The sequence below is a fragment of the Streptomyces sp. NPDC001204 genome, assembly GCF_053598035.1.
In genome coordinates, this window is sequence record NZ_JBSFJL010000018.1 from 115032 (window position 1) to 137287 (window position 22256).

The 22256-nt window shown below is 72.0% G+C and carries 25 protein-coding genes; 13 read left to right on the plus strand and 12 right to left on the minus strand.

The annotated features are described in order from the left end of the window. Positions 1-20: 20 nt before the first annotated feature. Positions 21-434 (minus strand): VOC family protein, encoded by a 414-nt coding sequence (locus ACWC91_RS24115; protein ID WP_376501735.1) that lies wholly within the window; start codon positions 432-434, stop codon positions 21-23. Between the two features lie 239 nt (positions 435-673). On the opposite strand from ACWC91_RS24115, the gene ACWC91_RS24120 reads away from it, so the two are divergent. The 8 genes from ACWC91_RS24120 to amaP all read left to right on the plus strand — a co-directional run bounded on the left by ACWC91_RS24120 (position 674) and on the right by amaP (position 6241). Then, the gene (locus ACWC91_RS24120) at positions 674-2272 is read left to right on the plus strand and encodes an ABC-F family ATP-binding cassette domain-containing protein (RefSeq protein WP_141362198.1); all 1599 of its coding nucleotides are present in this window, start codon (positions 674-676) and stop codon (positions 2270-2272) included. A 335-nt stretch (positions 2273-2607) separates the two neighbouring features. Next, positions 2608-2829 carry a helix-turn-helix domain-containing protein gene (locus ACWC91_RS24125; RefSeq protein WP_018567695.1) on the plus strand — a complete coding sequence of 74 codons (222 nt, stop codon included), beginning with the start codon at positions 2608-2610 and terminating at the stop codon, positions 2827-2829. A 131-nt stretch (positions 2830-2960) separates the two neighbouring features. Next, positions 2961-3764 carry an enoyl-CoA hydratase/isomerase family protein gene (locus ACWC91_RS24130; RefSeq protein WP_450641621.1) on the plus strand — a complete coding sequence of 268 codons (804 nt, stop codon included), beginning with the start codon at positions 2961-2963 and terminating at the stop codon, positions 3762-3764. Positions 3765-3843: 79 nt separating this feature from the next. After that, positions 3844-4335 (plus strand): Asp23/Gls24 family envelope stress response protein, encoded by a 492-nt coding sequence (locus ACWC91_RS24135; RefSeq protein WP_141362202.1) that lies wholly within the window; start codon positions 3844-3846, stop codon positions 4333-4335. Between the two features lie 88 nt (positions 4336-4423). After that, positions 4424-4609 (plus strand): hypothetical protein, encoded by a 186-nt coding sequence (locus ACWC91_RS24140; RefSeq protein WP_141362204.1) that lies wholly within the window; start codon positions 4424-4426, stop codon positions 4607-4609. Positions 4610-4657: 48 nt separating this feature from the next. Further along, positions 4658-4990, plus strand: coding sequence for an Asp23/Gls24 family envelope stress response protein (locus ACWC91_RS24145; RefSeq protein WP_225074457.1), 333 nt, complete (start codon positions 4658-4660; stop codon positions 4988-4990). Beyond that, on the plus strand, positions 4987-5658 hold the full coding sequence (locus tag ACWC91_RS24150) for a DUF6286 domain-containing protein (RefSeq protein ID WP_450641619.1): 672 nt from the start codon (positions 4987-4989) through the stop codon (positions 5656-5658). The genes ACWC91_RS24145 and ACWC91_RS24150 overlap by 4 nt, the downstream gene beginning before the upstream one ends. 4 nt (positions 5659-5662) lie before the next feature. Continuing rightward, positions 5663-6241 carry an alkaline shock response membrane anchor protein AmaP gene (gene amaP, locus ACWC91_RS24155; protein ID WP_376501741.1) on the plus strand — a complete coding sequence of 193 codons (579 nt, stop codon included), beginning with the start codon at positions 5663-5665 and terminating at the stop codon, positions 6239-6241. Positions 6242-6277: 36 nt separating this feature from the next. Here the strand turns inward: amaP and ACWC91_RS24160 are convergent, their stop codons facing one another. The 4 genes from ACWC91_RS24160 to ACWC91_RS24175 all read right to left on the minus strand — a co-directional run bounded on the left by ACWC91_RS24160 (position 6278) and on the right by ACWC91_RS24175 (position 9233). Further along, positions 6278-7033, minus strand: coding sequence for an SDR family oxidoreductase (locus ACWC91_RS24160; protein ID WP_376501743.1), 756 nt, complete (start codon positions 7031-7033; stop codon positions 6278-6280). 60 nt (positions 7034-7093) lie between these two features. After that, entirely contained in the window at positions 7094-7885 is a 792-nt protein-coding gene (locus tag ACWC91_RS24165; protein ID WP_281154801.1) for an SURF1 family cytochrome oxidase biogenesis protein, read from the minus strand. 49 nt (positions 7886-7934) lie between these two features. Next, complete coding sequence (locus ACWC91_RS24170) at positions 7935-8168, minus strand: hypothetical protein (protein ID WP_141362214.1); 234 nt, start codon at positions 8166-8168, stop codon at positions 7935-7937. Between the two features lie 78 nt (positions 8169-8246). After that, entirely contained in the window at positions 8247-9233 is a 987-nt protein-coding gene (locus ACWC91_RS24175; RefSeq protein ID WP_225074057.1) for a DEDDh family exonuclease, read from the minus strand. Between the two features lie 153 nt (positions 9234-9386). On the opposite strand from ACWC91_RS24175, the gene ACWC91_RS24180 reads away from it, so the two are divergent. Continuing rightward, the gene (locus ACWC91_RS24180) at positions 9387-10097 is read left to right on the plus strand and encodes a VIT1/CCC1 transporter family protein (RefSeq protein ID WP_450641618.1); all 711 of its coding nucleotides are present in this window, start codon (positions 9387-9389) and stop codon (positions 10095-10097) included. 34 nt (positions 10098-10131) lie between these two features. On the opposite strand, the gene ACWC91_RS24185 is transcribed toward ACWC91_RS24180, so the two are convergent. The 4 genes from ACWC91_RS24185 to ACWC91_RS24200 all read right to left on the minus strand — a co-directional run bounded on the left by ACWC91_RS24185 (position 10132) and on the right by ACWC91_RS24200 (position 16027). Then, positions 10132-11136 carry a CopD family protein gene (locus ACWC91_RS24185; protein ID WP_450641617.1) on the minus strand — a complete coding sequence of 335 codons (1005 nt, stop codon included), beginning with the start codon at positions 11134-11136 and terminating at the stop codon, positions 10132-10134. A 299-nt stretch (positions 11137-11435) separates the two neighbouring features. Beyond that, positions 11436-12815, minus strand: coding sequence for a CoA transferase (locus ACWC91_RS24190; RefSeq protein WP_450641616.1), 1380 nt, complete (start codon positions 12813-12815; stop codon positions 11436-11438). Positions 12816-12852: 37 nt separating this feature from the next. Next, the gene (locus tag ACWC91_RS24195) at positions 12853-14388 is read right to left on the minus strand and encodes a S8 family peptidase (RefSeq protein ID WP_225074054.1); all 1536 of its coding nucleotides are present in this window, start codon (positions 14386-14388) and stop codon (positions 12853-12855) included. Between the two features lie 91 nt (positions 14389-14479). Beyond that, positions 14480-16027 carry a S8 family peptidase gene (locus tag ACWC91_RS24200; protein WP_281154798.1) on the minus strand — a complete coding sequence of 516 codons (1548 nt, stop codon included), beginning with the start codon at positions 16025-16027 and terminating at the stop codon, positions 14480-14482. A 259-nt stretch (positions 16028-16286) separates the two neighbouring features. On the opposite strand from ACWC91_RS24200, the gene ACWC91_RS24205 reads away from it, so the two are divergent. From ACWC91_RS24205 to moaA, 3 genes are all read left to right on the plus strand, one after another. Continuing rightward, positions 16287-16643, plus strand: coding sequence for a DUF485 domain-containing protein (locus ACWC91_RS24205; RefSeq protein ID WP_225074052.1), 357 nt, complete (start codon positions 16287-16289; stop codon positions 16641-16643). Further along, positions 16640-18271 (plus strand): solute symporter family protein, encoded by a 1632-nt coding sequence (locus ACWC91_RS24210; protein WP_225074051.1) that lies wholly within the window; start codon positions 16640-16642, stop codon positions 18269-18271. Before ACWC91_RS24205 ends, ACWC91_RS24210 begins: the two co-directional genes overlap by 4 nt. Positions 18272-18444: 173 nt before the next feature. Next, positions 18445-19434 (plus strand): GTP 3',8-cyclase MoaA, encoded by a 990-nt coding sequence (moaA, locus tag ACWC91_RS24215; protein WP_225074050.1) that lies wholly within the window; start codon positions 18445-18447, stop codon positions 19432-19434. A 7-nt stretch (positions 19435-19441) separates the two neighbouring features. On the opposite strand, the gene ACWC91_RS24220 is transcribed toward moaA, so the two are convergent. Both ACWC91_RS24220 and ACWC91_RS24225 read right to left on the minus strand, forming a co-directional pair. Next, on the minus strand, positions 19442-19660 hold the full coding sequence (locus tag ACWC91_RS24220) for a hypothetical protein (protein ID WP_225074049.1): 219 nt from the start codon (positions 19658-19660) through the stop codon (positions 19442-19444). Positions 19661-19871: 211 nt separating this feature from the next. Further along, positions 19872-20270: a DUF3099 domain-containing protein gene (locus tag ACWC91_RS24225; protein ID WP_225074048.1), complete on the minus strand. Its 399-nt coding sequence runs from the start codon at positions 20268-20270 to the stop codon at positions 19872-19874. Between the two features lie 269 nt (positions 20271-20539). Between ACWC91_RS24225 and ACWC91_RS24230 the strand changes: the two genes are divergently transcribed. After that, positions 20540-20830 carry a GlsB/YeaQ/YmgE family stress response membrane protein gene (locus ACWC91_RS24230; protein ID WP_141362238.1) on the plus strand — a complete coding sequence of 97 codons (291 nt, stop codon included), beginning with the start codon at positions 20540-20542 and terminating at the stop codon, positions 20828-20830. 104 nt (positions 20831-20934) lie between these two features. Here ACWC91_RS24230 and tyrS read toward each other — a convergent pair whose 3' ends face one another. Further along, positions 20935-22203, minus strand: a complete 1269-nt coding sequence (gene tyrS / locus ACWC91_RS24235) for a tyrosine--tRNA ligase (RefSeq protein ID WP_225074046.1) — start codon at positions 22201-22203, stop codon at positions 20935-20937. Between the last annotated feature and the right edge of the window lie 53 nt (positions 22204-22256).

Sequence of the window (22256 nt, forward strand, 5' to 3'; positions counted from 1 at the left end):
ACCCGGGACCGCGGGGCCGGTCAGCCCTCGACGCGGGGGGCGTACGTGCCGAAGCTCCAGATGTTGCCCTCGACGTCCCGGGCCATGTAGTCCCGGGAGCCGTAGTCCTGGTCGGTCGGGGGCATCAGGATCTCCGCGCCGTGGTCCGCCGCACGCCGGTGGTGGGCGTCCACGTCGTCCACCACGACGTACACCCCCGTGGGCCCCGCGCCGCGCATCGCCTCGTCGAAGCGGCCGCCGCGGCCCTTCGAGCCCAGCATCACCGCGCCGTTGCCCTGCACCAGCTCGGCGTGGTGCACGAGGCCGTCCTCGCCCTCGTACACCGCCAGTTCCGTGAAGCCGAAGGCCTCCGTCAGCTGCTTGACGGCCGCCTTGGCGTCCGCGTACAGCAGCGTCGGGTAGATGCTCGGGCTCTCGCCGGCCGTGTCCGCCATGCCGATCACTTCCTTGTGAGTCGGTTCGCACCGAGGTGTCCGGTGCGCCGCCCAGTCTGGCACCGGCCACTGACAGCGCCCCGGCGCAAACACCCGGAAAAGCGCTTGCCCGCCCCCGTTAGACTGTCCCCCATGGCCATTCTCCTCGTGCATTAGACGGCGGGTACGTCCTCAGCCGCCCACCCGCCACCCTTCCCCCGAGCTCTTCGAGCAGGGGTCCCCAGCCCTGGAGTCTGTCCGTGATCTCCGCTTCCGGCATCGAGCTGCGCGCCGGTGCCCGCGTCCTCATCGAGTCCGCCACCTTCCGCGTCGCCAAGGGCGACCGCATCGGCCTGGTCGGCCGCAACGGCGCCGGCAAGACCACCCTCACCAAGGTCCTGGCCGGCGAGGGCATCCCCGCCGGCGGCACCGTCACCCGGTCCGGTGAGGTCGGCTACCTCCCGCAGGACCCGCGCACCGGCGACCTCGACGTACTCGCCCGCGACCGCGTCCTCTCCGCGCGCGGCCTGGACGTGCTGATCCGCAGGATGCGCGAGAACGAGCAGCGCATCGCCACCGGCAAGGGCTCCACCCGTGAGAAGGCGCTCAAGCAGTACGAGCGCCAGGAGACCGAGTTCCTGACCAAGGGCGGGTACGCCGCCGAGGCCGAGGCCGCCACCATCGCCGCCGCGCTCAACCTGCCCGACCGGGTGCTCGGCCAGCCCCTGCACACCCTCTCCGGCGGTCAGCGCCGCCGCATCGAGCTGGCCCGGATCCTGTTCTCCGACGCCGACACCCTGCTCCTCGACGAGCCCACCAACCACCTCGACGCCGACTCGATCATCTGGCTGCGCGACTACCTGAAGACCTACCGCGGCGGCTTCATCGTCATCTCCCACGACGTCGACCTGGTCGAGACGGTCGTCAACAAGGTGTTCTACCTGGACGCCAACCGCGCCCAGATCGACGTCTACAACATGGGCTGGAAGCTCTACCAGCAGCAGCGCGAGGCCGACGAGAAGCGCCGCAAGCGGGAGCGGGCCAACGCCGAGAAGAAGGCCGCCGCGCTCAACGCGCAGGCCGACAAGATGCGCGCCAAGGCCACCAAGACGGTCGCCGCGCAGAACATGGCCCGCCGCGCGGACAAGCTGCTCAGCGGCCTGGAGGCGGTCCGCCAGTCCGACAAGGTCGCCAAGCTCCGCTTCCCGGAGCCGGCGCCCTGCGGCAAGACGCCGCTGACCGCCGAGGGCCTGTCGAAGTCGTACGGCTCCCTGGAGATCTTCACCGACGTCGACCTGGCCATCGACAAGGGCTCCCGAGTCGTCATCCTCGGCCTGAACGGCGCGGGCAAGACCACGCTGCTGCGCCTGCTGGGCGGGGTGGAGACGCCCGACACCGGCCGGGTCGTCGAGGGCCACGGCCTCAAGCTCGGCTACTACGCCCAGGAGCACGAGACCCTGGACCCGGACCGCACGGTGCTGGAGAACATGCGCTCGGCCGCTCCCGACATGGACCTGGTCGAGGTCCGCAAGGTGCTCGGCTCGTTCCTGTTCTCCGGCGAGGACGTCGACAAGCCGGCCGGGGTCCTCTCCGGCGGCGAGAAGACCCGCCTGGCGCTGGCGACCCTGGTCGTCTCCTCCGCCAACGTCCTGCTGCTCGACGAGCCCACCAACAACCTCGATCCGGCCAGCCGCGAGGAGATCCTCGGCGCGCTGCGCACCTACAAGGGCGCCGTCGTCCTCGTCACGCACGACGAGGGCGCGGTCGAGGCGCTGCAACCGGAGCGGATCATCCTGCTGCCCGACGGTGTCGAGGACCTGTGGGGCGCGGACTACGCGGATCTCGTCGCCCTCGCTTGACCGAACAGCTGATCAACGGAGTATGGATCATTCGGCCCATCGGTGATCCATCATCTGCGTGAGATCTCCTCGTATCGAGGTGTGTCCTTCATCGATTTCGCGGCCGAGCCCTTATGTGCCAAGGGCTCGGCCGCAGTGCGTCGCTGACCAGGTACTTCGCGGAAGAACCCGATCAGCGGTACGGACGCCGAGGCGCGGAATCACAGATTCCGCTTGTGGGGATGTGCTCCTGTCGTCACGGGCGGGTCTCACGGACCTTGCCGAATGGGTGGCCATCGGGCCCCGGAGGGGTGATCATGAGGGGACCAGAGCGCACTTCCCATGAGGAGGCACGGGTGGCCGAGACTCTGAAGAAGGGCAGCCGGGTTACCGGCGCCGCGCGCGACAAGCTCGCGGCAGACCTGAAGAAGAAGTACGACGCCGGTGCGAGCATTCGGGCGTTGGCCGAGGAAACCGGCCGCTCGTATGGCTTCGTTCACCGGATGCTCAGCGAGTCGGGTGTCACGCTCCGTGGGCGTGGCGGGGCGACGCGGGGCAAGAAGGCCGCCTCGGCCTGAAACCGCGGGCGGCCCATCGGCTTTCGACGGTGACCACCCGGTCGGTTCTCCGATCGGCCGGGTGGTTACTGTGCAGTCACTTATGATGCCCGCAGGGCATCCACGATGACCGCACCCGTCGGAGGCGCACCATGGCTTCGCCCGAGCACGACCTCGATCCGGTACTCGAGAAGGACGGCGTACGGCTCACCGTCGACGACGCGATCGCCACGGTGACGCTGACCAACCCGGCCAAGCGCAACGCGCAGAGCCCGGCTCTGTGGCGGGCGCTCACCGAGGCCGGTCGGCTGCTGCCGGGCTCCGTGCGCGTCGTGCTGCTGCGCGGCGAGGGCAAGTCCTTCTCCGCGGGGCTGGACCGGCAGGCGTTCACGCCCGAGGGCTTCGACGGCGAGCCGTCGTTCATCGACCTCGCGCGTGGCTCCGACGCCGAACTGGACGCGGCCATCGCCGAGTACCAGGAGGCGTTCACCTGGTGGCGCCGCAACGACATCGTGTCCGTAGCGGCGGTGCAGGGGCACGCCATCGGGGCGGGCTTCCAGCTGGCGCTGGCCTGTGATCTGCGCGTCGTCGCGGACGACGTGCAGCTCGCCATGCGCGAGACCAGCCTCGGGCTGGTGCCCGACCTCACCGGCACGCATCCGCTGGTGGGACTGGTCGGCTACGCCCGCGCGCTGGAGATCTGCCTCACCGGCCGGTACGTGGGTGCCGCCGAGGCGGTGGACAGCGGGCTGGCGAACCTCGCCGTGCCCGCGGACCAGCTCGACGGGACGGTACGGGACCTGGCCGCGGCGCTCCTGGCCGCGCCCCGTGACGCCGTGGTCGAGACCAAGGCGCTGCTGCGCGGTGCCCGGGAACGGTCGTACGAGGAGCAGCGCGCCGCCGAGCGCGAGGCGCAGGCCCGGCGCCTGCGGGACCTGGCCGGCGCCGGCGACTGACGGCGGCTCCGCATCGAGCGCGCGATCGTGCCGGTACGCCTACCGTGGTTCGGGACGGCGACCGAGAGGACGTACGGCGATGACCACGGAACAGGACCGGACGAGGACCCCCGAGGGCGAGCGGGAGGTGCCGGAGACCACCGCGACCCGCAGGGCACAGGCCACCCGGCGCGGTCTGGGAGATCCCGCCACCCGGGGGCGGACCACCATCGCCGACGGGGTCGTGGAGAAGATCGCCGGGATGGCCGCTCGCGACGTGGTCGGGGTGAGCGCGATGGGCAGCGGGTTCTCCCGGACCTTCGGGGCCGTGCGGGACCGCGTCCCGGGCGGTGCGAAGTCCGTGACCCGGGGTGTGAAGGCCGAGGTCGGCGAGGTGCAGACCGCACTCGACCTGGAGATCGTCGTCGACTACGGCGTGTCGATCACCGAGGTGGCGCGGGCGGTCCGGGAGAACGTGATCGCGTCGGTGGAGCGGATGACCGGTCTCGAGGTCGTCGAGGTCAACATCGCCGTCAGCGACGTGCAACTGCCGGAGGAAGAGGAGGAGGAGATCGAGCCCCGCATCCAGTGACGCGCCGGCCATCACACCGGTGAAGGACCGATGACGAGGGGCGACCGGAAGACGGCCCGGCGACGGCCGAGGAGTTGAGGAGCGCGCAATGAGCATGGCCGTGGCCGGCATGATCGCCGGTATGGCACTGGGCTTCGCCGGGTACTTCGGCGGCTTCGGTGCCTTCCTGCTGGTGGCGGCCCTGGGCGCCGTCGGCTTCGTCGTCGGCCGGTTCCTGGAGGGGGACCTGGAACTCGGCGACTTCTTCCGTCCCCGTGACCACCGCCGGAGGTGACCCGCGGTGAGCGGTGGGAACGGTGAGCCGGGCGTCACCCCGGCCGACATGCCGCCCGGCGAGCGCGGCGCGACGACGATCGCCGACCGCGTCGTCGCCAAGATCGCCGCACGGGCGGCCCGCGAGGCGCTCGGCGACCTGCCGCCGGACGCCGCGCCACCGCACGCCACGGTGGTGGTGCGCCACGACGTCGCACGCGTCCGGATCGTCCTCGACCTCGTCTACCCGAGCGACATCGGCGCGTCCTGCCATGAGGTGCGTCGCCAAGTGGTCGAGCGGGTAGGCGCGTTGGTGGGAATGCAGGTGCCGGAGGTCGCGGTCCGCGTGGAACGGCTGCATCTGGCACCCGCGTACGGTGCGGCACAGGGGAGGACGCGATGAGCGAGTCCCAGGGCTCCGACGGCACCACGCAGCGCCTGCCGGTCCTCGAGAAGGACGACACCCTCGGGCGGCCCGCCGTCCCGGACACCGACGGCTCCCCGCCCGTCCAGGAGGGCGCGGACGGCCGCGGCGGCCGTTTCTGGTCGGTGCGCCGGGTGCCCGCGGGCATCGTCGCGCTGCTGCTCCTGATCGTGGCGGGCGCCTTCCTGTACGACATCGCGGCCGTCCGTGCCGGCCGGCCCGGCCTGCGCTGGCGCCGGGAACTGACCCGGCAGCTGGCCGAGCGGCCGCTGGACGACACCTGGGTGCTCGTCGGCGCGAGCGTCGCCGCGGTCCTCGGCCTGTGGCTGATCGTGCTGGCCGCCACTCCGGGGCTGCGCCGCCTGCTGCCCATGCGGCGCACCCACCCCGACGTACGGGCCGGGCTGCACCGGGAGGCCGCCGCGCTGGTGCTGCGCGACCGGGCCATGGAGATCGCCGGTGTGCGGTCGGTGCGCGTACGGCTGCGCCGCCGCAGGGCCGACGTACGCGTCGTCTCGCACTTCCGGGCGCTGGAGGAGGTGCGCGCCGACCTGGACACCGTGCTCGCCGAGGCGGTCCGGGGGCTGGGCCTGACCCGGCCGCCCGTCCTGACGGTGCGCGTCGCGCGGCCCGGGAGGAAGGGGTGAGGACGTGCTGAGGATCGTCAACCGGGTGCTGACCGGGCTCGTCGGGCTGGTGCTGCTGGTGGTGGGCGGTTCGGTGCTCGCCGTCGCGCTGGGCGTACGGCCGCCCTCCTGGTGGATCCACCGCGGCCGGCACGACGTCCTGCTGAGCACCGCCGAGCGGACACGGTGGCGGGAGGCCGGCTGGTGGTGGCCCGCCGTCCTCGCCGCCCTGGCGGTCCTGGTGCTGCTGGCTCTGTGGTGGCTGGTCGCGGTGGTGCGCCGACGGCGGCTCGGGGAAGTGGTCGTCGACACCGGGGACGGCGAGGCGGCCCTGCTGCGGGGCCGGGCCCTGGAGGGGGTCCTGGCCGCGGACGCCGAGCAGCCGGACGGTGTCGCCCGCGCCCAGGTCCGTCTGACCGGCCGCCGCGGCGCCCCCAGGACCCACGTGCAGCTCCTCCTGGAACCCCATGTGGATCCGGGAGCGGCCCTGGACCACCTCACCGGCCGGGCCCTCGCCCACGCCCGGGACTCCGCCCGCCTCGCCGCGCTTCCGGCGGAGGTGCGGCTGACGGCGGTCGGGCACCGTGCGGAACGGGTGAGCTGACCCGTCCGCGGCCCCGGCGTCCCGGCCGCGCCGCGCTCAGAACCCGTGCCGGGCCCCGCCGTCCACCGGCAGCATCACACCGGTGACGTAGGACGCCGCGGGCGACAGCAGGAAGGCCGCCGTCCGGCCGAACTCCTCCGGCCTCCCGTACCTGCGCAGCGGCACCCGCGACTCGGCGGCCGCCCGTGTCGCCTCCGGATCCGCGGACAGCGCGTCCAGCTCGCGCACGCGGTCCGTGTCGATGCGGCCCGGCAGCACACCCACGACCCGGATGCCCCGGGGTCCCAGCTCGTCGGCGAGGGACTTGGCGAACCCGGCCAGGCCGGGCCGCAGCCCGTTGGAGATGGTCAGCCCCGGAATCGGCTCGTACACGGACCCGGACAGCACGAACCCGACGACCCCGCCCGGCTCCAGCTCGGCCGCCGCCGCGCGGGCGAGCCGCACCGCGCCGAGGAACACCGACTCGAACGCGGCCTGCCACTGCTCGTCGGTGTTGTCGGCGACGAAGCCGGCCGGCGGCCCGCCGACGCTCACGAGCACGCCGTGGAAGCCGCCGAAGTGCTCCCGCGCCGTCGCGATCAGCCGCGCCGGCGCCTCGGCGTCCGCGTTGTCCACGGCCACCCCGACCGCGTTCGGCCCCAGCTCGGCCGCCGCCTCCGCGACCCGCTCGCCGTCCCGTCCGGTGATGACCACCTTCGCGCCGTCGGCGACCAGCTCGCGCGCGGTGGCGTTGCCCAGTCCGCGCGTGGCGCCGGTGACGACGTACACCCGGTCCTTCAGTCCAAGATCCATGGCCCCCATCCTGCCCGGTCGCCGCGGCGCGGGGCGAGGCCGGCGGGGGGACGTCCCGTGCTACACCGCCGCGGGTTCCGCCTCCGGCGTCGCTTCCTTCGCCGCCGCCTGCGCGCGCTCACGCGCCTCGCGGCGCAGCAGGACCACCCAGCCGACCGGGACGCCCGCCGTGAAGAGCCACCACTGGATGGCGTACGCCAGGTGCGGGCCGATGTCGCCGTGCTCCGGGTCGGGCAGCAACTGGGGGCTGCCGCCCCGGGGCGCGGGCGAGGTCAGCTGGACGTAGCCGCCGAGGACCTGCTTCCCGAGCCGCTCGGCCTGCTGCGTGCTGCTGATCAGCATCACCTGGCGGTCGGGCAGGCCCTTGACGTCCTTGATGCCGCTCGCCGCGGTCGTCTCGTCGGGCATCAGCCGGCCGGTGACGGTGATCTCTCCGCGCGGGGGCGCCGGGATCGCCGGGAACGCCGTCTGCGAGGCGTCCGCGGGGACCCAGCCCCGGTTGACCAGGAGGATCCTGCCGTCCTCGAGGACGAAGGGGGTCAGCACGTGGTAGCCGACATCGCCGTCGTCGTTGGTGCGGCGGCGCACGACCTCCTCGTCCGCGGTGTCGAAGTGCCCCTTGGCGGTGACCCTGCGGTACAGGTCGGCGTGCTTCACGGTCGCGCCGGGTGAGGTCAGCGACTCGGCCGGCACCGGCTGCGCGGCCAGCGACTCGGCGATCACCTTGTTCAGCGCGACCTTGTGCTCATGGCGGTGCAACTGCCAGAAACCCAGCCGGATCATCGTCGGGATCAGCGCGATCGCGACGATGGTGAGGATCACCCACTGGCGGGTCAACAGGAAGCGGTACACCCCACGACGGTACCTCTGCGGCCGTGGGGTGTTTTCGGCAGGGGTGTCCTCAAACGCGGTCGACGATCCCGACCCTCCCCTCGGCGCGGGCGCAGTGCGCGCCGCAGTACCAGTGGCCCTCGACCTCGACGCCCTGGCCGATGATCTGGACACGACAGTGCTCGCAGATCGGTGCCATGCGGTGGATCGCGCAGGCGAAGCAGTCGAAGACGTGCACCGAACCCTGGGCGTGCACCTCGAAGGTCATTCCGTAGTCATTGCCGCATACTTCACATCTCGCCATGCGCCACAGGGTGAGCCGTGGCCGCGGCGCGGGCGAGCGGACCGTGGGCGAGTCGCCCGGTAATCACCCGTACGCCCGTCAGCGGCTCTCCGCCGGTTCCACGTCCCGGAGCAACTGGCCGAACGCCGCCTCGTCCACCACCGGGGTGCCGTACTGCCGCGCCTTGACCACCTTCGACGTGCCCGAGTCCGGGTCGTTGGTCACCAGCAGGCTGGTCAGCCGGGACAGGCTGGTGGCCACGTGCAGCCCGGCCTCGGTGGCCCGGTCCTCCAGCAGTTCGCGGTCGGTGGAGGTGTCGCCGGAGAAGGCCACCCGCATGCCCTGCTTGAGGCGCTTGCCGTCCTCGTAGCGACCCGGGTTGGGGTACGGGCACGCGGGACGCTTGCGCGAGGGGCGCCAACTGCCCGCGCGGTAGCCGCTGTTGCCGCCGGACTGCTGCCGGGGCACCGGCCGGTCCGACCACTCCGTCAGCGGCCGGCACTCCAGCAGCGGCAGCCGCATCCCGCCCGCCGCCGCGGCCCGCAGGCTCGGCCGGAACGCCTCGGCCAGCACGCGCGCGTCGTCCAGCGCGTGGTGCGCCCGCTGCTGCACGACGCCGAAGTGCGCCGCCAGCGACTCCAGCTTGTGGTTGGGCAGGGGCAGGTCCAGCTCCTTGGCGAGCGCGATGGTGCACAGCCGCTGCCGCACCGGCGCCTCACGCTGCGCGCGCGCGTACTCCCGCGCGATCATCTGCCAGTCGAACACCGCGTTGTGCGCGACGAGCACCCGGTCCGCCAGCCGCACGGCGAACTCCTCGGCGATGTCCGCGAACAGCGGCGCCCCCTCCAGGGCGTCGCTCGTCAGCCCGTGGATCCACACCGGCCCCGGGTCCCGCTCGGGGTTGACCAGCGTGTACCAGTGGTCCTCGACCTCGCCGCGCGCGTCCAGCCGGTAGACCGCCGCGGAGATGATGCGGTCGTCCCGGGCCAGGCCGGTGGTCTCCACGTCAACGACCGCGTATCCCTTCGGATACGCGGCCGGCCACGGTGTGGGGGACAAGCCTGCGAGCGTGCGGTCTTCGAGCATGGTCACTGAGGATACGGGCCACGACCGACAGCCCCGCCCACCGGTCGCCCCACGGAGCCGGCGAACGGCCTCCCGTGGGAACAGCGGTGTGCCTCACGGAACATCAGGAACCGCGCGGGGACACGGGGGACGAACCGTGCGATCCTCCGTCCTGTGACGGAACCAACGCATGACGAGCCGCACGGCGGCGCGCTCGGCTCGCGGCTCAACTGGCTGCGGGCGGCCGTCCTTGGTGCCAACGACGGCATCGTGTCCACCGCGGGACTCGTCGTCGGCGTGGCCGGTGCGACGGACTCCCGTTCGGCACTGCTGACCGCGGGACTGGCCGGTCTGCTCGCCGGGTCGATGTCGATGGCGGCGGGGGAGTACGTGTCGGTGTCGACGCAGCGGGACTCGGAGATGGCCGCGCTGGCGATGGAGAAACGGGAGCTGCGCGAGCATCCCGAGGCGGAGCTGCGGGAGCTGACCGACCTGCTCCAGGCGCGCGGACTCTCGCGTGACGTGGCCAGGGAGGCGGCGGAACAGCTCACCGAGCGGGACGCGCTGCGCGCGCACGCCGGCGTGGAGCTCGGGATCAACCCGGACGAGCTGACCAACCCGTGGCACGCGGCCGGGGCGAGCTTCCTGGCGTTCACGGTGGGCGCGCTGCTCCCCCTGCTGGCGATCGTGCTCCCGCCGGCGGCCTGGCGGTTGGGCGTCACCGTGCTGTCCGTCCTGGCGGCCCTCGTCCTCACCGGCTGGAGCAGCGCCCGGCTGGGGGCGGCCAGGCCGGGCCGGGCGGTGCTGCGGAACGTGGCCGGCGGGGCGCTGGCCATGGCGGTGACCTATGCGGCGGGGAGCCTGCTGGGCGCGGTGGGGGTCTGACGCCCCCTTCGCGCACCGGGCCCGCCGGCTCCGCTCACCAGCGGATCGGCAGCGGCAGCGCCGTCAGCAGCCCCGACACCGCGACGACCGCGCCGAGGACGGCGACCTCGGCCCGTGCGGGGACGCAGGCGCTCAGCGGGTCGGGTGCCCGCCGCAGCCGGATCCGGGCCCACAGGGCGAGCAGGGCGACGCCGGCCACGAGGAGCACCTTGGCGAGCAGGGTGCGGCCGTAGGCCGTCGCCGTCAGCTGGTGCAGCACCGTGTCCGCCGGCATCCGGCGCAGCGTGCTGCACACACCCGTCGCGGTCACCCCGGCGAGCGCGGCCGCCACGCGCGCGTAGCGGCCCAGCAGCGCGGCACCCGCCACCGCCCCGCGCCACAGCCGCAGCGTGCGCAGCACGTGCAGCAGCCCGCCCACCCACAGGGCACCGCAGACCAGGTGCACGACGGTCAGCGCGGAGCCGACGAGCGGGGTGCTCTCGGTCCCGGGGTGCGCGCGCAGCGCCTCGGCCACGACCACCGCGGCGAGCGGCCACAGCTGCGTCGCCGGGCGCCGGGAGAGCGCGCACAGACCGGTGACGAGGAACGCGTTGACCTCCAGCAGGGCCAGCGCCCCGTCCCGGGTCCGGTAGAGGCCGCCGACGTCGATCTGGGCCGGGCTGTCGGGCACCAGGTTGCCGGTGGCCACCACGGAAGCGAGGCCCAGGGCGGCGAGGAAACCCGCGGCGGCCGCGTAGAGGGCCCAACTGCGCGGCAGTTCGACCGGGGCCCCGGGCAGGCGGCCGGCCGGCCGGTTCACGAACAGCTCGCCGACGGGGACGCAGACCGCCGCGAACAGCACCGTCCGCAGCACCGCTATGCCGCCGGTGCCGGGGGCCGCCGCCTCTCCGGTGCCGTGCAGGGCGGTGGACGGACCCAGCAGGGGTATGAGTGCGGCGAGCGCCACCAGAACGAGGACGGCGACGGCCCGGGCCGTCGCACCGCGCCGCCCCGTCCCTCGCGCGTCCCCCGTCCCGGCGGCCGGTCGTATGAGCGTCACCCAATGATCTTCGCCAGCCGCCCCGAACGGGGCAAGCGCGCGCGGCCAAGTGGGGGAGCACGGTTCCGCCCGTGCGGTCCCGGTGTCCCGGCACACCCCGTCCCGGGCGACTCCCGGCGCCACGCGCCGGCACGTGCCCTGTGCCCCCGGGCACGGACCGAGCCGGACGCCGTCGTCGTCACCTCACCCGACGGCAACCCGCGCGGCGCCCGTGCGGCGATCGCGGCCGACGCGCCCGCCGCCCGGTGTCCCGGTGTGTGTGGAGAAGCCGTCGGCCACCCGGCTGCCCGCCGTTTCGGTCAGGTCCAGTGGGGTGCGTCCGTGCCCCAGGGTCCCGGCGGACGGGACCAGTCGGACGGGGCGCCGGTGAAGGCGACGGGCGGGCGGGCGTGGCGCAGGCGGCCGATCCGGCTGGTCGTCTGGCCGAGCCAGGGGTCGGCGCTGTCGTACGCGGAGCCCCGCACGGCGTCCGTCGTGGGGGCCGGTCCGACGCCGGTCCGCGTCAGCCAGGACGCCGTGCGCGCCAGGGCCAGTCGTACGACCCGGGTGCCGCCCTGCCGCGTCTGCTCGGCCAGGGCGCGCAGCACCGCCGCCGCCAGCAGATAGCCCGTGCCGTGGTCCAGGGCCTGCGCGGGCAGGGCACCCGGCTGCTCGGGCGACCCCTCGATCGCGGCGATGCCGGTGGCGACCTGTACGAGGCTGTCGAAGCCCCGGCGTCCGCCCCACGGCCCGTACCCGCCCCACGCCGACAGCTGTGCCACGACCAGACCGGGCCGCCGCTCGGCCAGCGCCTCGGCGGAGAGCCCGAACCGGTCCAGGGCGCCGGGCCGGTACCCGGTGACCACGACGTCCGCCGACGCGAGCAGCTCCTCGAAGACGGCCCGGTCGGCCGTGAGGTTCAGCGCCGCCGACCGCTTCCCGAAACCGGTGTCCGCGTGCAGGCCGGTCTCTTCGGGACGGTCCGGCGCGTCCACGCGCAGCACATCGGCGCCCAGCAGGGCGAGCGTCCGGGTGGCGACGGGGCCCGCGAGCACCCGGGTCAGGTCGAGCACGCGCAGTTCGGCGGCGGGCAGCAGGGGATCGCCCGGCACGGGCGCGAGCACGCGCGCGTGTGCCTCGTCCAGCCGCTCCCGTTCGACCAGCGGCCGGGCGGCCACCGCCGCACCCTGCCCGTGCGCGGCCCATTCCTCGGAAGTGCGCAGGGCGACGGCGAGGCCTCCGGCCGCGTACACGGCGTCCTCGACCTCGTGCGCGGACCGCTCGGCGAGTACGGACGCGACCCGGTCCACGTCCTCCGGCACGTCCAGCGCCCGGAGCAACCGCTGGCGGTGGTGCGGGTAGTTGGCGTGGGTGCGCACCCAGCCGTCCGCCGTCCGCCAGAACCGCGACAGCGGCGCGAAGGAGACGGGCGCCTGCCCGTCCACCCGCAGCCGCCGCTCGCTCGTGAAGGCCGTGGCCACGGCGCCGTCGTCCCCCCGAACCGCCGGCACCGCGGCGAGCCCCGCCCGCCGCGCTCCCAGTTCGGCGGCGGCCAGGGCGCAGGCACACACGCACGTGCGTGCCAGTTTTTGTACGGGAAGGCGCGCCGGGAGCGCGCCTTCCCGTTGAACGGTGGTGACCCGCGACAGCAGGGCCGGATCGCCGCCCAGCGCGGACCACGCGTAGCTGATGTCAGTCATGACCGCACTATGCGGTACCGGCCGACATCCGCCGTGTCTACTTCGTCACGGCGTTGAGGGCGTTGACGACACCCTCGCCGTAGAAGGAGTTCTTGCCCTTGCCGCCCTTGCACTCGGCGTCGATCTTGCCGTCGCCGTTGATGTCGTACGGGGTCGTGCACTCCTTCTTGTCGGCACCCTGGGCCAGCAGCGCCTTCACCTGGTTCGGCTTGGCCTGCGGGTGGGTCGACTTGATGAGCGCGGCGACGGCGGCGACGTGCGGCGAGGCCATCGAGGTGCCGGCCATGTAGCCGTACTGGCCGCCCGGCAGCGTGCCGAGGATCAGGCCGCTGGTGGCGGGGGCGTCGGGCCGCTGATAGGCGGTCGAGTCGCCACCCGGCGCGGAGACGTCGATGACGCCCTGGCCGTAGTTGGAGAACGAGGACTTGATGCCCTTGGCGCCGATGGAGGAGACCGTGACGGTGCCCGGCAGCATCGCCGGGATGTCCAGGCACTTCTTCGGGTCGATCACCCGGTCACCGGGGGTGGAGTCGTTCGGGCTGCCCGGGTCGAGGATGGTCTTCCCGGCGAGGTCCCAGTTGTCGTTGCCGGCGGCCGCGACGTTGACCGTGCCCTTGCCCTCCGCGTACTTGGTGGCCCGCGACACGGCCTCCACCAGAGCCTTCTGGTCGAGGTCGTCGGTGCAGTTGAAGTTCCACGGGTCGGTGTAGTAGCTGTTGTTGGTGATGTCCACGCCGTGCTCGGCGGCCCAGATGAAGCCGCACACCACGGCCTCGGTGTAGAACCAGCCCTCCGGCGTCGACACCTTGATGCCGGACACCTTCACACCCGGGGCGACACCGACCATGCCGATGCCGTTCTTCGCGGCGGCGATCTCACCGGCGACGTGCGTGCCGTGCGCGCTCTCGCCCTTGTTCGGCCGCCAGGCGCCGTCCGCCGTGTTCGGCTTGCCCGACACGCAGTTCACCGACGCGGCACGGTCGAAGTTGGCGGCGAGGTCCGGGTGGGTGTCGTCCACACCGGTGTCGATCACGCCGACCGTGACCTTGGAGCTGCCCAGGGTGACCTCGTGGGCCTTGTCCGCCTTGATCATCGGCAGGTCCCACTGGAGCCCCTGGAGCGGCTCCTGGTCGGCCGCGGAGGCCTCGGTCGCCGCCGCCAGCTCCGCACCGGTGAGCACCTGCGGCGACCACATCTCGGTGGTCGACTGCGGGGACAGCGGAGCGGTCCGGGTGGAGCCCGCCGACTCGACACCCTTGTCCTTGCGTATCTCCTTGGCGAAGTCGGCGTTCGACGAGTGGACGACGATGACGCCGATCTGGTCGTAGGCGACGACGACCGAGCCGCCGGCCTTGCCGATCGCCTTCTGCACGGCCGCGGAGCTGTGGCCGGGACGGACGTTGACGACGTAGCTCAGCGCGTCCCCGTCGGCGGCGGCGGAGATGCTCTGCGCGGCGGCCACCTGCTGACCGGCCTCGGTGGCGGACGCCACGTTCGGCAGGAACGCGAGAGCGGAGGCGACGGCCATGCCGAGCGGGATGGTGACGGTACGCCGGTTGAGGCGAACGCTCATGTGAACTCCAGTGTTTCGAACCATTGCGGTGCGGCATGCGACAGGCATGCGAAACGTGGGGGGCGTATGTGGAAGTGACGGGTCGTGCCGGTCACTTGACCGCGCGGAGCGCGTTGACGACGCCGGAGCCGTAGAACCCGTTGCGGTTCTTGTTGCCCTTGCAGAACGAGTCGACGACGCCGTTGCCGTCGGGGTCGTAGGGCTCGACCGGGCATCCCGGGTTGTCCGCCTGGGCCTTGAGAAGGGCCAGCAACTGGGCGGGCTTGGCGTTCGGATGGGTCGACTTCAGCAGCGCGGCGACACCGGCGACGTGCGGGGCGGCCATCGACGTGCCCTGGAGGAAGCCGTACTGGCCCTCCGGCATGGTCGACAGGATGCGGCCGTTCTGCGACGGGGTGTCCGGGATCTGGTACTTGTCTCCGCCCGGTGCCGCGACGTCGATGACGCCGTCGCCGTAGTTGGAGTAGTACGACTTGAGGGTCTGCACGCCGGTGGCGCTGACCGTCACCACACCCGGCAGCTGTGCCGGCACGTCCAGGCACTTCTTCGGGTCGATCGTGCGGTCGACCGCGGTCGTGTCGTTCGGGCTGGACGTGTCGAGGATCGACTTGGCGGCCAGATCGTGGTTGGAGTTGCCCGCGGAGGCCACGCTCAGGGTGCCCTTGCGCTGCGCGTACAGCTGGGCCCGGCCGACCGCGTCGAGGACGGCCTTCTGGTCGGCGTCGTCCTTGCAGTTGTACAGCCACGGGTCCACGTAGTAGCTGTTGTTGGTGACCTGCACACCGTGGTCGGCGGCGAACACGAAGGCGCAGACCACGCTCTCCGGGTAGAACAGCTCGGTGTCCGGCTCGGCCACCCGGATGCCGGAGACCTTCACGCCCGGCGCGACGCCCGCGACGCCCGTCCCGTTGCGGGCGGCGGCTATCTCACCCGCGACGTGCGTGCCGTGGTAGTGGTCGGGGCTGGCGGGCCGCCAGGCGCCCGGCGAGGTGTCCGGCTTGCCGCCGACACAACTGGCCGACTGCTTGGCGGAGAAGTTCGGCGCGAGGTTCGGGTGGGTGTCGTCGACGCCGGTGTCGATCACGGCGACGGTGACCTTCGGGCTGCCCGGGTTGATCGCGGCGGCCTTGTCGGCGCCGATGGCCCGCAGGTCCCACTGCTCGGCCTCGAGGGGCTCCTGGGCGACCGAACCCTTCGGGGCCTTCGAGGCCTTGGCCGTCTTCTTCAGCTGTGCGACCTCGGCCTCGGAGAGGTACTGCACCGCGCCCTCGTCCGTCGTCCCGGACGCGCGTAGAGGCGCGGTGCGGGTGGCACCCGCGGAGTCGACCCCATGGGCCTTGCGGACGGTCCTGCCGAAGTCCGGGTTCGCGGAGCGCGCCACGATGACGCCGATCTGGTCGTACGTCATCACGATGGTGCCGCCGGCCGCGGTGATCGACCGTTGCACCTGGGCGATCGTGTGACGGTCCGTCTTGGTATTGACGACGTAAGCCATAGTCGGCGCGTCCTTCGCCTGCGCCGCCGAGGCCGCTCGGGGCGCCGCCGACGCCGCCGAGGGGAGGAAGCCGAGTGACGCGGTCAGCGACAGCGCGACCGGTACGGCCAGGGCGAGGCGGCGTCTGGAACGCAGATGAGCCATGGGGTCTCCACATCATCCGGGTGCAGACCTGCCCGGCCACAGGTGGCAGCGCAGGCAGGTACATGACGGGTGGTGCAGGGTGAAGCTATCTCGCCGCCTCCCCCACCAGCAATGACTTAGCAATGACTTGTTCAGACCGGTTGCGAAACAACCAACGGGACTTGAACCGGTCACCGCGTGGCGCCGTGGACCTTGGGCGGGGAACCCGAGCACGATCGGGCCCCTGTCCCAACCGCATCCGACACGCGAGGAGACCGAAGTGGCCACCGAGACACCGCCACCCTCGAAGACCCAGGCCCCACTCCCGAGCACCGAGGAGTTCGTCGCGGTGCGGGACAGCGCGGAGTTCGTCGAACTGCGCCGTTCCTACCGATCCTTCGCCTTCCCGCTGACCGTCGCCTTCATCACCTGGTACCTGCTGTACGTGCTGCTCTCCAACTACGCGGGCGGCTTCATGGGCACCAAGTTGTTCGGCAACATCAACGTCGCCCTCGTCCTGGGCCTCGCCCAGTTCCTCACCACGTTCCTCATCGCCTGGTGGTACGCGCGGCATGCCGCCGCCACGCTCGACCCCAAGGCCGAGGCCATCAAGTCCCGGATGGAGGGCGCCGAATGAGCCCCGCGATCGCACCCACGCTGACCCTCGCGGCCGGTGAGGCGAGCCGGCACCGGCCGCTGATCATCACCCTGTTCGCGGTGTTCGTCCTCGCGACCCTCGTCATCACCGTGTGGGCCGGCCGGCAGACCAAGGACGCCGCGGACTTCTACGCCGGCGGACGGCAGTTCACCGGGTTCCAGAACGGCCTCGCGGTCTCCGGCGACTACATGTCCGCCGCGTCCTTCCTCGGCATCGCCGGCGCCATCGCGCTGTTCGGCTACGACGGCTTCCTGTACTCCATCGGCTTCCTCGTCGCCTGGCTGGTCGCCCTGCTCCTGGTCGCCGAACCACTGCGCAACTCCGGCCGGTACACCATGGGCGACGTACTGGCCTACCGGATGCGCCAGCGCCCGGTCCGCACCGCGGCCGGCACCTCCACCATCGTGGTGTCGATCTTCTACCTGCTGGCCCAGATGGCCGGCGCCGGCGTCCTGGTCTCCCTGCTGCTCGGCATCACCAGCGACGGAGGCAAGATCGCCATCGTCGCGCTGGTCGGCGTGCTGATGATCGTCTACGTCACCATCGGCGGCATGAAGGGCACCACCTGGGTGCAGATGGTCAAGGCCGTGCTGCTCATCGCCGGCGCCGTGCTGCTCACCTTCCTGGTCATGCTGAAGTTCAACTTCAACATCTCCGACCTGCTCGGCAAGGCCGCCGCCAACAGCGGCAAGGGCAGCGCCTTCCTGGAGCCCGGACTGAAGTACGGCGCCACGGGCACCACCAAGCTCGACTTCCTCTCGCTCGGCATCGCCCTGGTCCTCGGCACCGCCGGTCTGCCACACATCCTGATCCGCTTCTACACCGTCCCCACGGCCAAGGCCGCCCGCAAGTCCGTGATCTGGGCGATCGGCCTGATCGGCGCCTTCTACCTGATGACCCTCGCGCTCGGCTTCGGCGCCGCCGCGCTCATCAAGTCCGACGAGATCATCGCCTCCAACAAGGCGGGCAACACCGCGGCGCCACTGCTCGCCCTGCATCTCGGCGGAGTCGATTCCAACTGGGGCGCCATCCTGCTGGCCTCCATCTCCGCCGTCGCCTTCGCCACGATCCTCGCCGTCGTCGCCGGCCTGACCCTGGCCTCGTCCTCCTCCTTCGCCCACGACATCTACGCCAACGTCATCAAGAAGGGCACCGCCACCGAGAAGCAGGAGGTGAACGCGGCCCGCTGGGCGACCGTCGGCATCGGCGCGGTCTCGATCGTCCTGGGCGCCCTCGCCCGCGACCTGAACGTCGCCGGCCTGGTCGCGCTCGCCTTCGCCGTCGCCGCCTCCGCAAACCTGCCCACGATCCTCTACAGCCTGTTCTGGAAGCGGTTCACCACCTCGGGCGCCCTGTGGTCGATCTACGGCGGCCTGGTCACCGCGGTCGGCCTGGTGCTGTTCTCGCCGGTGGTCTCGGGCAAGCCGACGTCGATGTTCCCCGACGTCGACTTCCACTGGTTCCCGCTGGAGAACCCCGGCCTCATCTCGATCCCGGTCGGCTTCCTGCTCGGCGTCGTGGGCACCCTCCTGTCCAAGGAGACCCCGGACGACGCCAAGTACGCCGAACTGGAGGTGCGCTCCCTGACGGGCACCGGAGCGCACTGAACGCCCACCCGTCCGAGGCGGCCGCGTCGCGGGGATCGTAGATCCCTACGACGCGGCCGCGCCGTATCTCGTGACTTCCGGCGCTGTCGTTGTCAGTGGTGTCACGTAGGCTCGCAGATGACGACAACTTCGAGTGGTGCGCCACATGGATCCGGGACGAGGGAGGGGGCCACATGCTCATCGACACCTACGGCCGGGTGGCCACCGACCTGAGAGTCTCGCTGACCGACCGGTGCAATCTGCGCTGTACGTACTGCATGCCCGAGGAAGGGCTGCAGTGGCTGGCCAAGCCGAGCCTGCTCACCGACGACGAGATCGTCCGCCTGATCGACATCGCCGTCACCTCCCTCGGCATCAGGGAGGTCCGCTTCACCGGCGGCGAACCCCTGCTGCGCCCCGGCCTGGTCGGCATCGTCGAGCGCGTCGCGGCGCTGGACCCCCGCCCGCAGACGTCCCTCACCACCAACGGCATCGGACTGAAGCGCACGGCGACCGCTCTGAGGGCCGCCGGCCTGGACCGGGTCAACGTCTCCCTGGACACCCTGCGCCCGGACGTCTTCAAGGCGCTCACCCGCCGGGACCGGCACAAGGACGTCATCGAGGGCCTCGAAGCCGCCCGGGAGGCCGGCCTGACCCCGCTGAAGGTCAACACCGTCCTGATGCGTGACCTGAACGCGGATGAGGCCCCGGACCTTCTGGCCTGGGCGGTGGAGCACGACTACGAGCTCCGCTTCATCGAGCAGATGCCCCTGGACGCCCAGCACGGCTGGAAGCGCGAGGGCATGGTGACCGCGGCCGAGATCCTGACCTCGCTGGGCACCCGTTTCGAGCTGACCCCCGAGGACGCCGGGGAGCGCGGCTCGGCGCCGGCCGAGCGCTGGATCGTGGACGGCGGCCCGCACCGCGTCGGCGTGATCGCCTCGGTGACCCGCCCGTTCTGCGCCGCCTGCGACCGCACCCGGCTCACGGCCGACGGCCAGATCCGCACCTGCCTGTTCGCCACCGAGGAGACCGACCTGCGCGCCGCCCTGCGCTCCGGCGCCCCCGACGAGGAGATCGCCCGCATATGGCGGGTGGCGATGTGGGGCAAGAAGGCGGGAGCGGGCCTGGACGACCCGTCGTTCGTCCAGCCGGAGCGGCCGATGTCGGCGATCGGCGGCTAGGGCACGGCTAGGGCCTGTCCGGCGCTTCCCACTCGCTGAAGGGGACCACGTCCTTCAGAAAGCCCCGCACACCGAGGAACTGCGACAGGTGCTCCCTGTGCTCCTCGCACGCCAGCCACGTCTTGCGGCGCTCGGGTGTGTGGATCTTCGGGTTGTTCCAGGCCAGCACCCACACCGCGGCGGCATGGCAGCTCTTGGCGGAGCAGATCGGGGTTTCGTCAGTCACGGGTTCGTCTCACAGCCACTGCACACAAGGCGACGCCGAGCAGCCACGGGGGGAGCTGCCCGGCGTCGGTCTGTCGCTCCGACGGGGGATGCGGAGCGCGTACGAAGTATGTCACGGGTAACCCGCCGCCCGGCACCGGAACAACATGATTGATCTGAGCGTTTCTTGAGCTTCCGGGAAAGCCGCCGTGCGGCCGCGCCGACGCGCCAGGTCAAGCCCCGTCACGCGGCTCGCGCGCCGCGCCGGCCGCGCTGTCGCCCGCGGTGTCGTCCGTGGCGGACCGGGCGAAATCGTCGTCGCTCCGCGGCGGCGTGATCATCGGCTTCGACGGCATGGTGACGAACGTCGACGGCAGTTTGGGCGCGCCCTCCCGCCCCGCGTTCGCGATCACCACGGCGACGTAGGGCAGTACCGCTCCGAGCACCAGCGCCACGATCGCCACATACCGCTCGACGTTCCACAGCGCCACCGCGAGGATCACCGACGCCGTACGGATCGACATCGAGATGACGTACCGGCGCTGCCGGCCGCGCACATCCTCCTGAAGGCCCGTCCGGGCTCCCGTGATCCGGAACACCTGGGCGTTGCCCTCGCCGTGCTGTTTCCGCATCACCTGTCCACCATTCGTCCGTATCGGACAACTCCCCGGCCCGCGTTCCGGTCCTGGACCGGTCGGGACAACGACCGCACGAACTACACGTTACGCCGCGTTCCCACCGCCTACGAGACCGGGGCCGCCGTTCTGCCTGCACGAACGGCGCCGGCTCCGTCCCGCGGGCCGCCCCAGGACGTTCCGGCGGCCGCACCCGACGTGCGACGCACGGAAGCCGCCCCGACACTGGGCGTAATGCTCATGTAGAGCCGGACGAGGAGGCAGCCATGGGCTGGTTGTGGGCGATCATCGTGGGTTTCGTGCTGGGGCTGATCGCGAAGGCGATCATCCCGGGCAAGCAGCACAGCCCCATCTGGCTGACCACGATCTTCGGCATGCTCGGCGCGATCGTCGGCAACGCGGTGGCCCGCGCGGCCGGTGTCGCCTCGACCCGCGGCATCGACTGGAGCAGGCACTTCTTCCAGCTCGTGGCCGCGATCATCATCGTCTTCGTCGGCGACATGGCGTACATGGCGCTGTGGGGCAACAAGAAGCGGCAGGATGCCCAGCGGGCATAGCGCGGGCGCACGGGCCGAGGGGCGGTGGAAGGACGGCCGAAGGGGGCGGCCCACCCGGAATCCCGGGTGGGCCGCCCCCTTCGCGCCTGGCCTCATGCGCGGACTCAGCCGCTCGTGACCTCGACCGCCGCCAGGTTCTTCTTGCCCCGGCGCAGCACCAGCCAGCGGCCGTGCAGCAGGTCCTCCGTGGCCGGGACCGCGTCCTCGGCGGTGACCTTGACGTTGTTCACGTAGGCGCCGCCCTCCTTCACCGTGCGGCGCGCGGCCGACTTGCTGGGCACCAGGCCGACCTCGGCGAACAGGTCGACCACCGGGCCCAGCTCGGTGACCTGGGCGTGCGGGACCTCCGACAGCGCCGCGGTCAGGGTCCGCTCGTCCAGCCCGGTCAGCTCGCCCTGGCCGAACAGAGCCCTGGACGCGGCGATCACGGCGGCCGTCTGCTCGGCGCCGTGCACCAGCGTCGTCAGCTCCTCGGCCAGCGCGCGCTGCGCGGCCCGGGCCTGCGGACGCTCCTCGGTCTGCCGCTCCAGCTCCTCCAGTTCCTCGCGGGACTTGAAGGACAGGATGCGCATGTAGCGGGAGATGTCCCGGTCGTCCACGTTCAGCCAGAACTGGTAGAACGCGTACGGCGTCGTCATCTCCGCGTCGAGCCAGACCGCGCCGCCCTCGGTCTTGCCGAACTTGGTGCCGTCCGCCTTCGTCATCAACGGCGTCGCGAGCGCGTGCACCGCCGCGTCCGGCTCCAGCCGGTGGATCAGGTCGAGGCCCGCCGTGAGGTTGCCCCACTGGTCGCTGCCGCCCTGCTGGAGCGCGCAGCCGTACCTCCGGTAGAGCTGGAGGAAGTCCATGCCCTGGAGGATCTGGTAGCTGAACTCGGTGTAGCTGATGCCCTGGTCGGACTCCAGACGGCGGGCGACGGAGTCCTTCGTCAGCATCTTGTTGACCCGGAAGTGCTTGCCGATGTCCCGCAGGAACTCGATCGCGGACAGGCCCTGCGTCCAGTCGAGGTTGTTCACCATCACGGCGGCGTTCTCGCCCTCGAAGGACAGGAACGGCTCGATCTGGCCGCGCAGCCGGTCCACCCAGCCGGCCACCGTCTCCGGGTCGTTCAGCGTGCGCTCGGCGGTCGGACGGGGGTCGCCGATCAGGCCCGTGGCCCCGCCGACCAGCGCCAGCGGCCGGTGCCCGGCCTGCTGGAGCCGGCGCACGGTGAGCACCTGCACCAGGTGCCCCACGTGCAGTGACGGCGCCGTCGGGTCGAAGCCGCAATAGAACGTGACGGGACCGTCCGCGAGCGTCTTGCGCAAAGCGTCCTCGTCGGTGGAGAGGGCGAACAGCCCACGCCACTTCAGCTCGTCGACGATGTCCGTCACGGTTCTCGTGTCTCCTAGATGAAGCTCGGTGCGAGCTCGGTGCGAGCTCGGTG

Bases quoted from the DNA above. Each gene is read 5' to 3' on its own strand.
- ACWC91_RS24115 (WP_376501735.1), bottom strand. From the start codon at position 434: ATGGCGGACACGGCCGGCGAGAGCCCGAGCATCTACCCGACGCTGCTG.
- ACWC91_RS24130 (WP_450641621.1), top strand. From the start codon at position 2,961: ATGGCTTCGCCCGAGCACGACCTCGATCCGGTACTCGAGAAGGACGGC.
- ACWC91_RS24135 (WP_141362202.1), top strand. From the start codon at position 3,844: ATGACCACGGAACAGGACCGGACGAGGACCCCCGAGGGCGAGCGGGAG.
- ACWC91_RS24140 (WP_141362204.1), top strand. From the start codon at position 4,424: ATGAGCATGGCCGTGGCCGGCATGATCGCCGGTATGGCACTGGGCTTC.
- ACWC91_RS24145 (WP_225074457.1), top strand. From the start codon at position 4,658: ATGCCGCCCGGCGAGCGCGGCGCGACGACGATCGCCGACCGCGTCGTC.
- ACWC91_RS24150 (WP_450641619.1), top strand. From the start codon at position 4,987: ATGAGCGAGTCCCAGGGCTCCGACGGCACCACGCAGCGCCTGCCGGTC.
- ACWC91_RS24160 (WP_376501743.1), bottom strand. From the start codon at position 7,033: ATGGATCTTGGACTGAAGGACCGGGTGTACGTCGTCACCGGCGCCACG.
- ACWC91_RS24170 (WP_141362214.1), bottom strand. From the start codon at position 8,168: ATGGCGAGATGTGAAGTATGCGGCAATGACTACGGAATGACCTTCGAG.
- ACWC91_RS24175 (WP_225074057.1), bottom strand. From the start codon at position 9,233: ATGCTCGAAGACCGCACGCTCGCAGGCTTGTCCCCCACACCGTGGCCG.
- ACWC91_RS24190 (WP_450641616.1), bottom strand. From the start codon at position 12,815: ATGACTGACATCAGCTACGCGTGGTCCGCGCTGGGCGGCGATCCGGCC.
- ACWC91_RS24195 (WP_225074054.1), bottom strand. From the start codon at position 14,388: ATGAGCGTTCGCCTCAACCGGCGTACCGTCACCATCCCGCTCGGCATG.
- ACWC91_RS24200 (WP_281154798.1), bottom strand. From the start codon at position 16,027: ATGGCTCATCTGCGTTCCAGACGCCGCCTCGCCCTGGCCGTACCGGTC.
- ACWC91_RS24210 (WP_225074051.1), top strand. From the start codon at position 16,640: ATGAGCCCCGCGATCGCACCCACGCTGACCCTCGCGGCCGGTGAGGCG.
- moaA (WP_225074050.1), top strand. From the start codon at position 18,445: ATGCTCATCGACACCTACGGCCGGGTGGCCACCGACCTGAGAGTCTCG.
- ACWC91_RS24225 (WP_225074048.1), bottom strand. From the start codon at position 20,270: ATGCGGAAACAGCACGGCGAGGGCAACGCCCAGGTGTTCCGGATCACG.
- ACWC91_RS24230 (WP_141362238.1), top strand. From the start codon at position 20,540: ATGGGCTGGTTGTGGGCGATCATCGTGGGTTTCGTGCTGGGGCTGATC.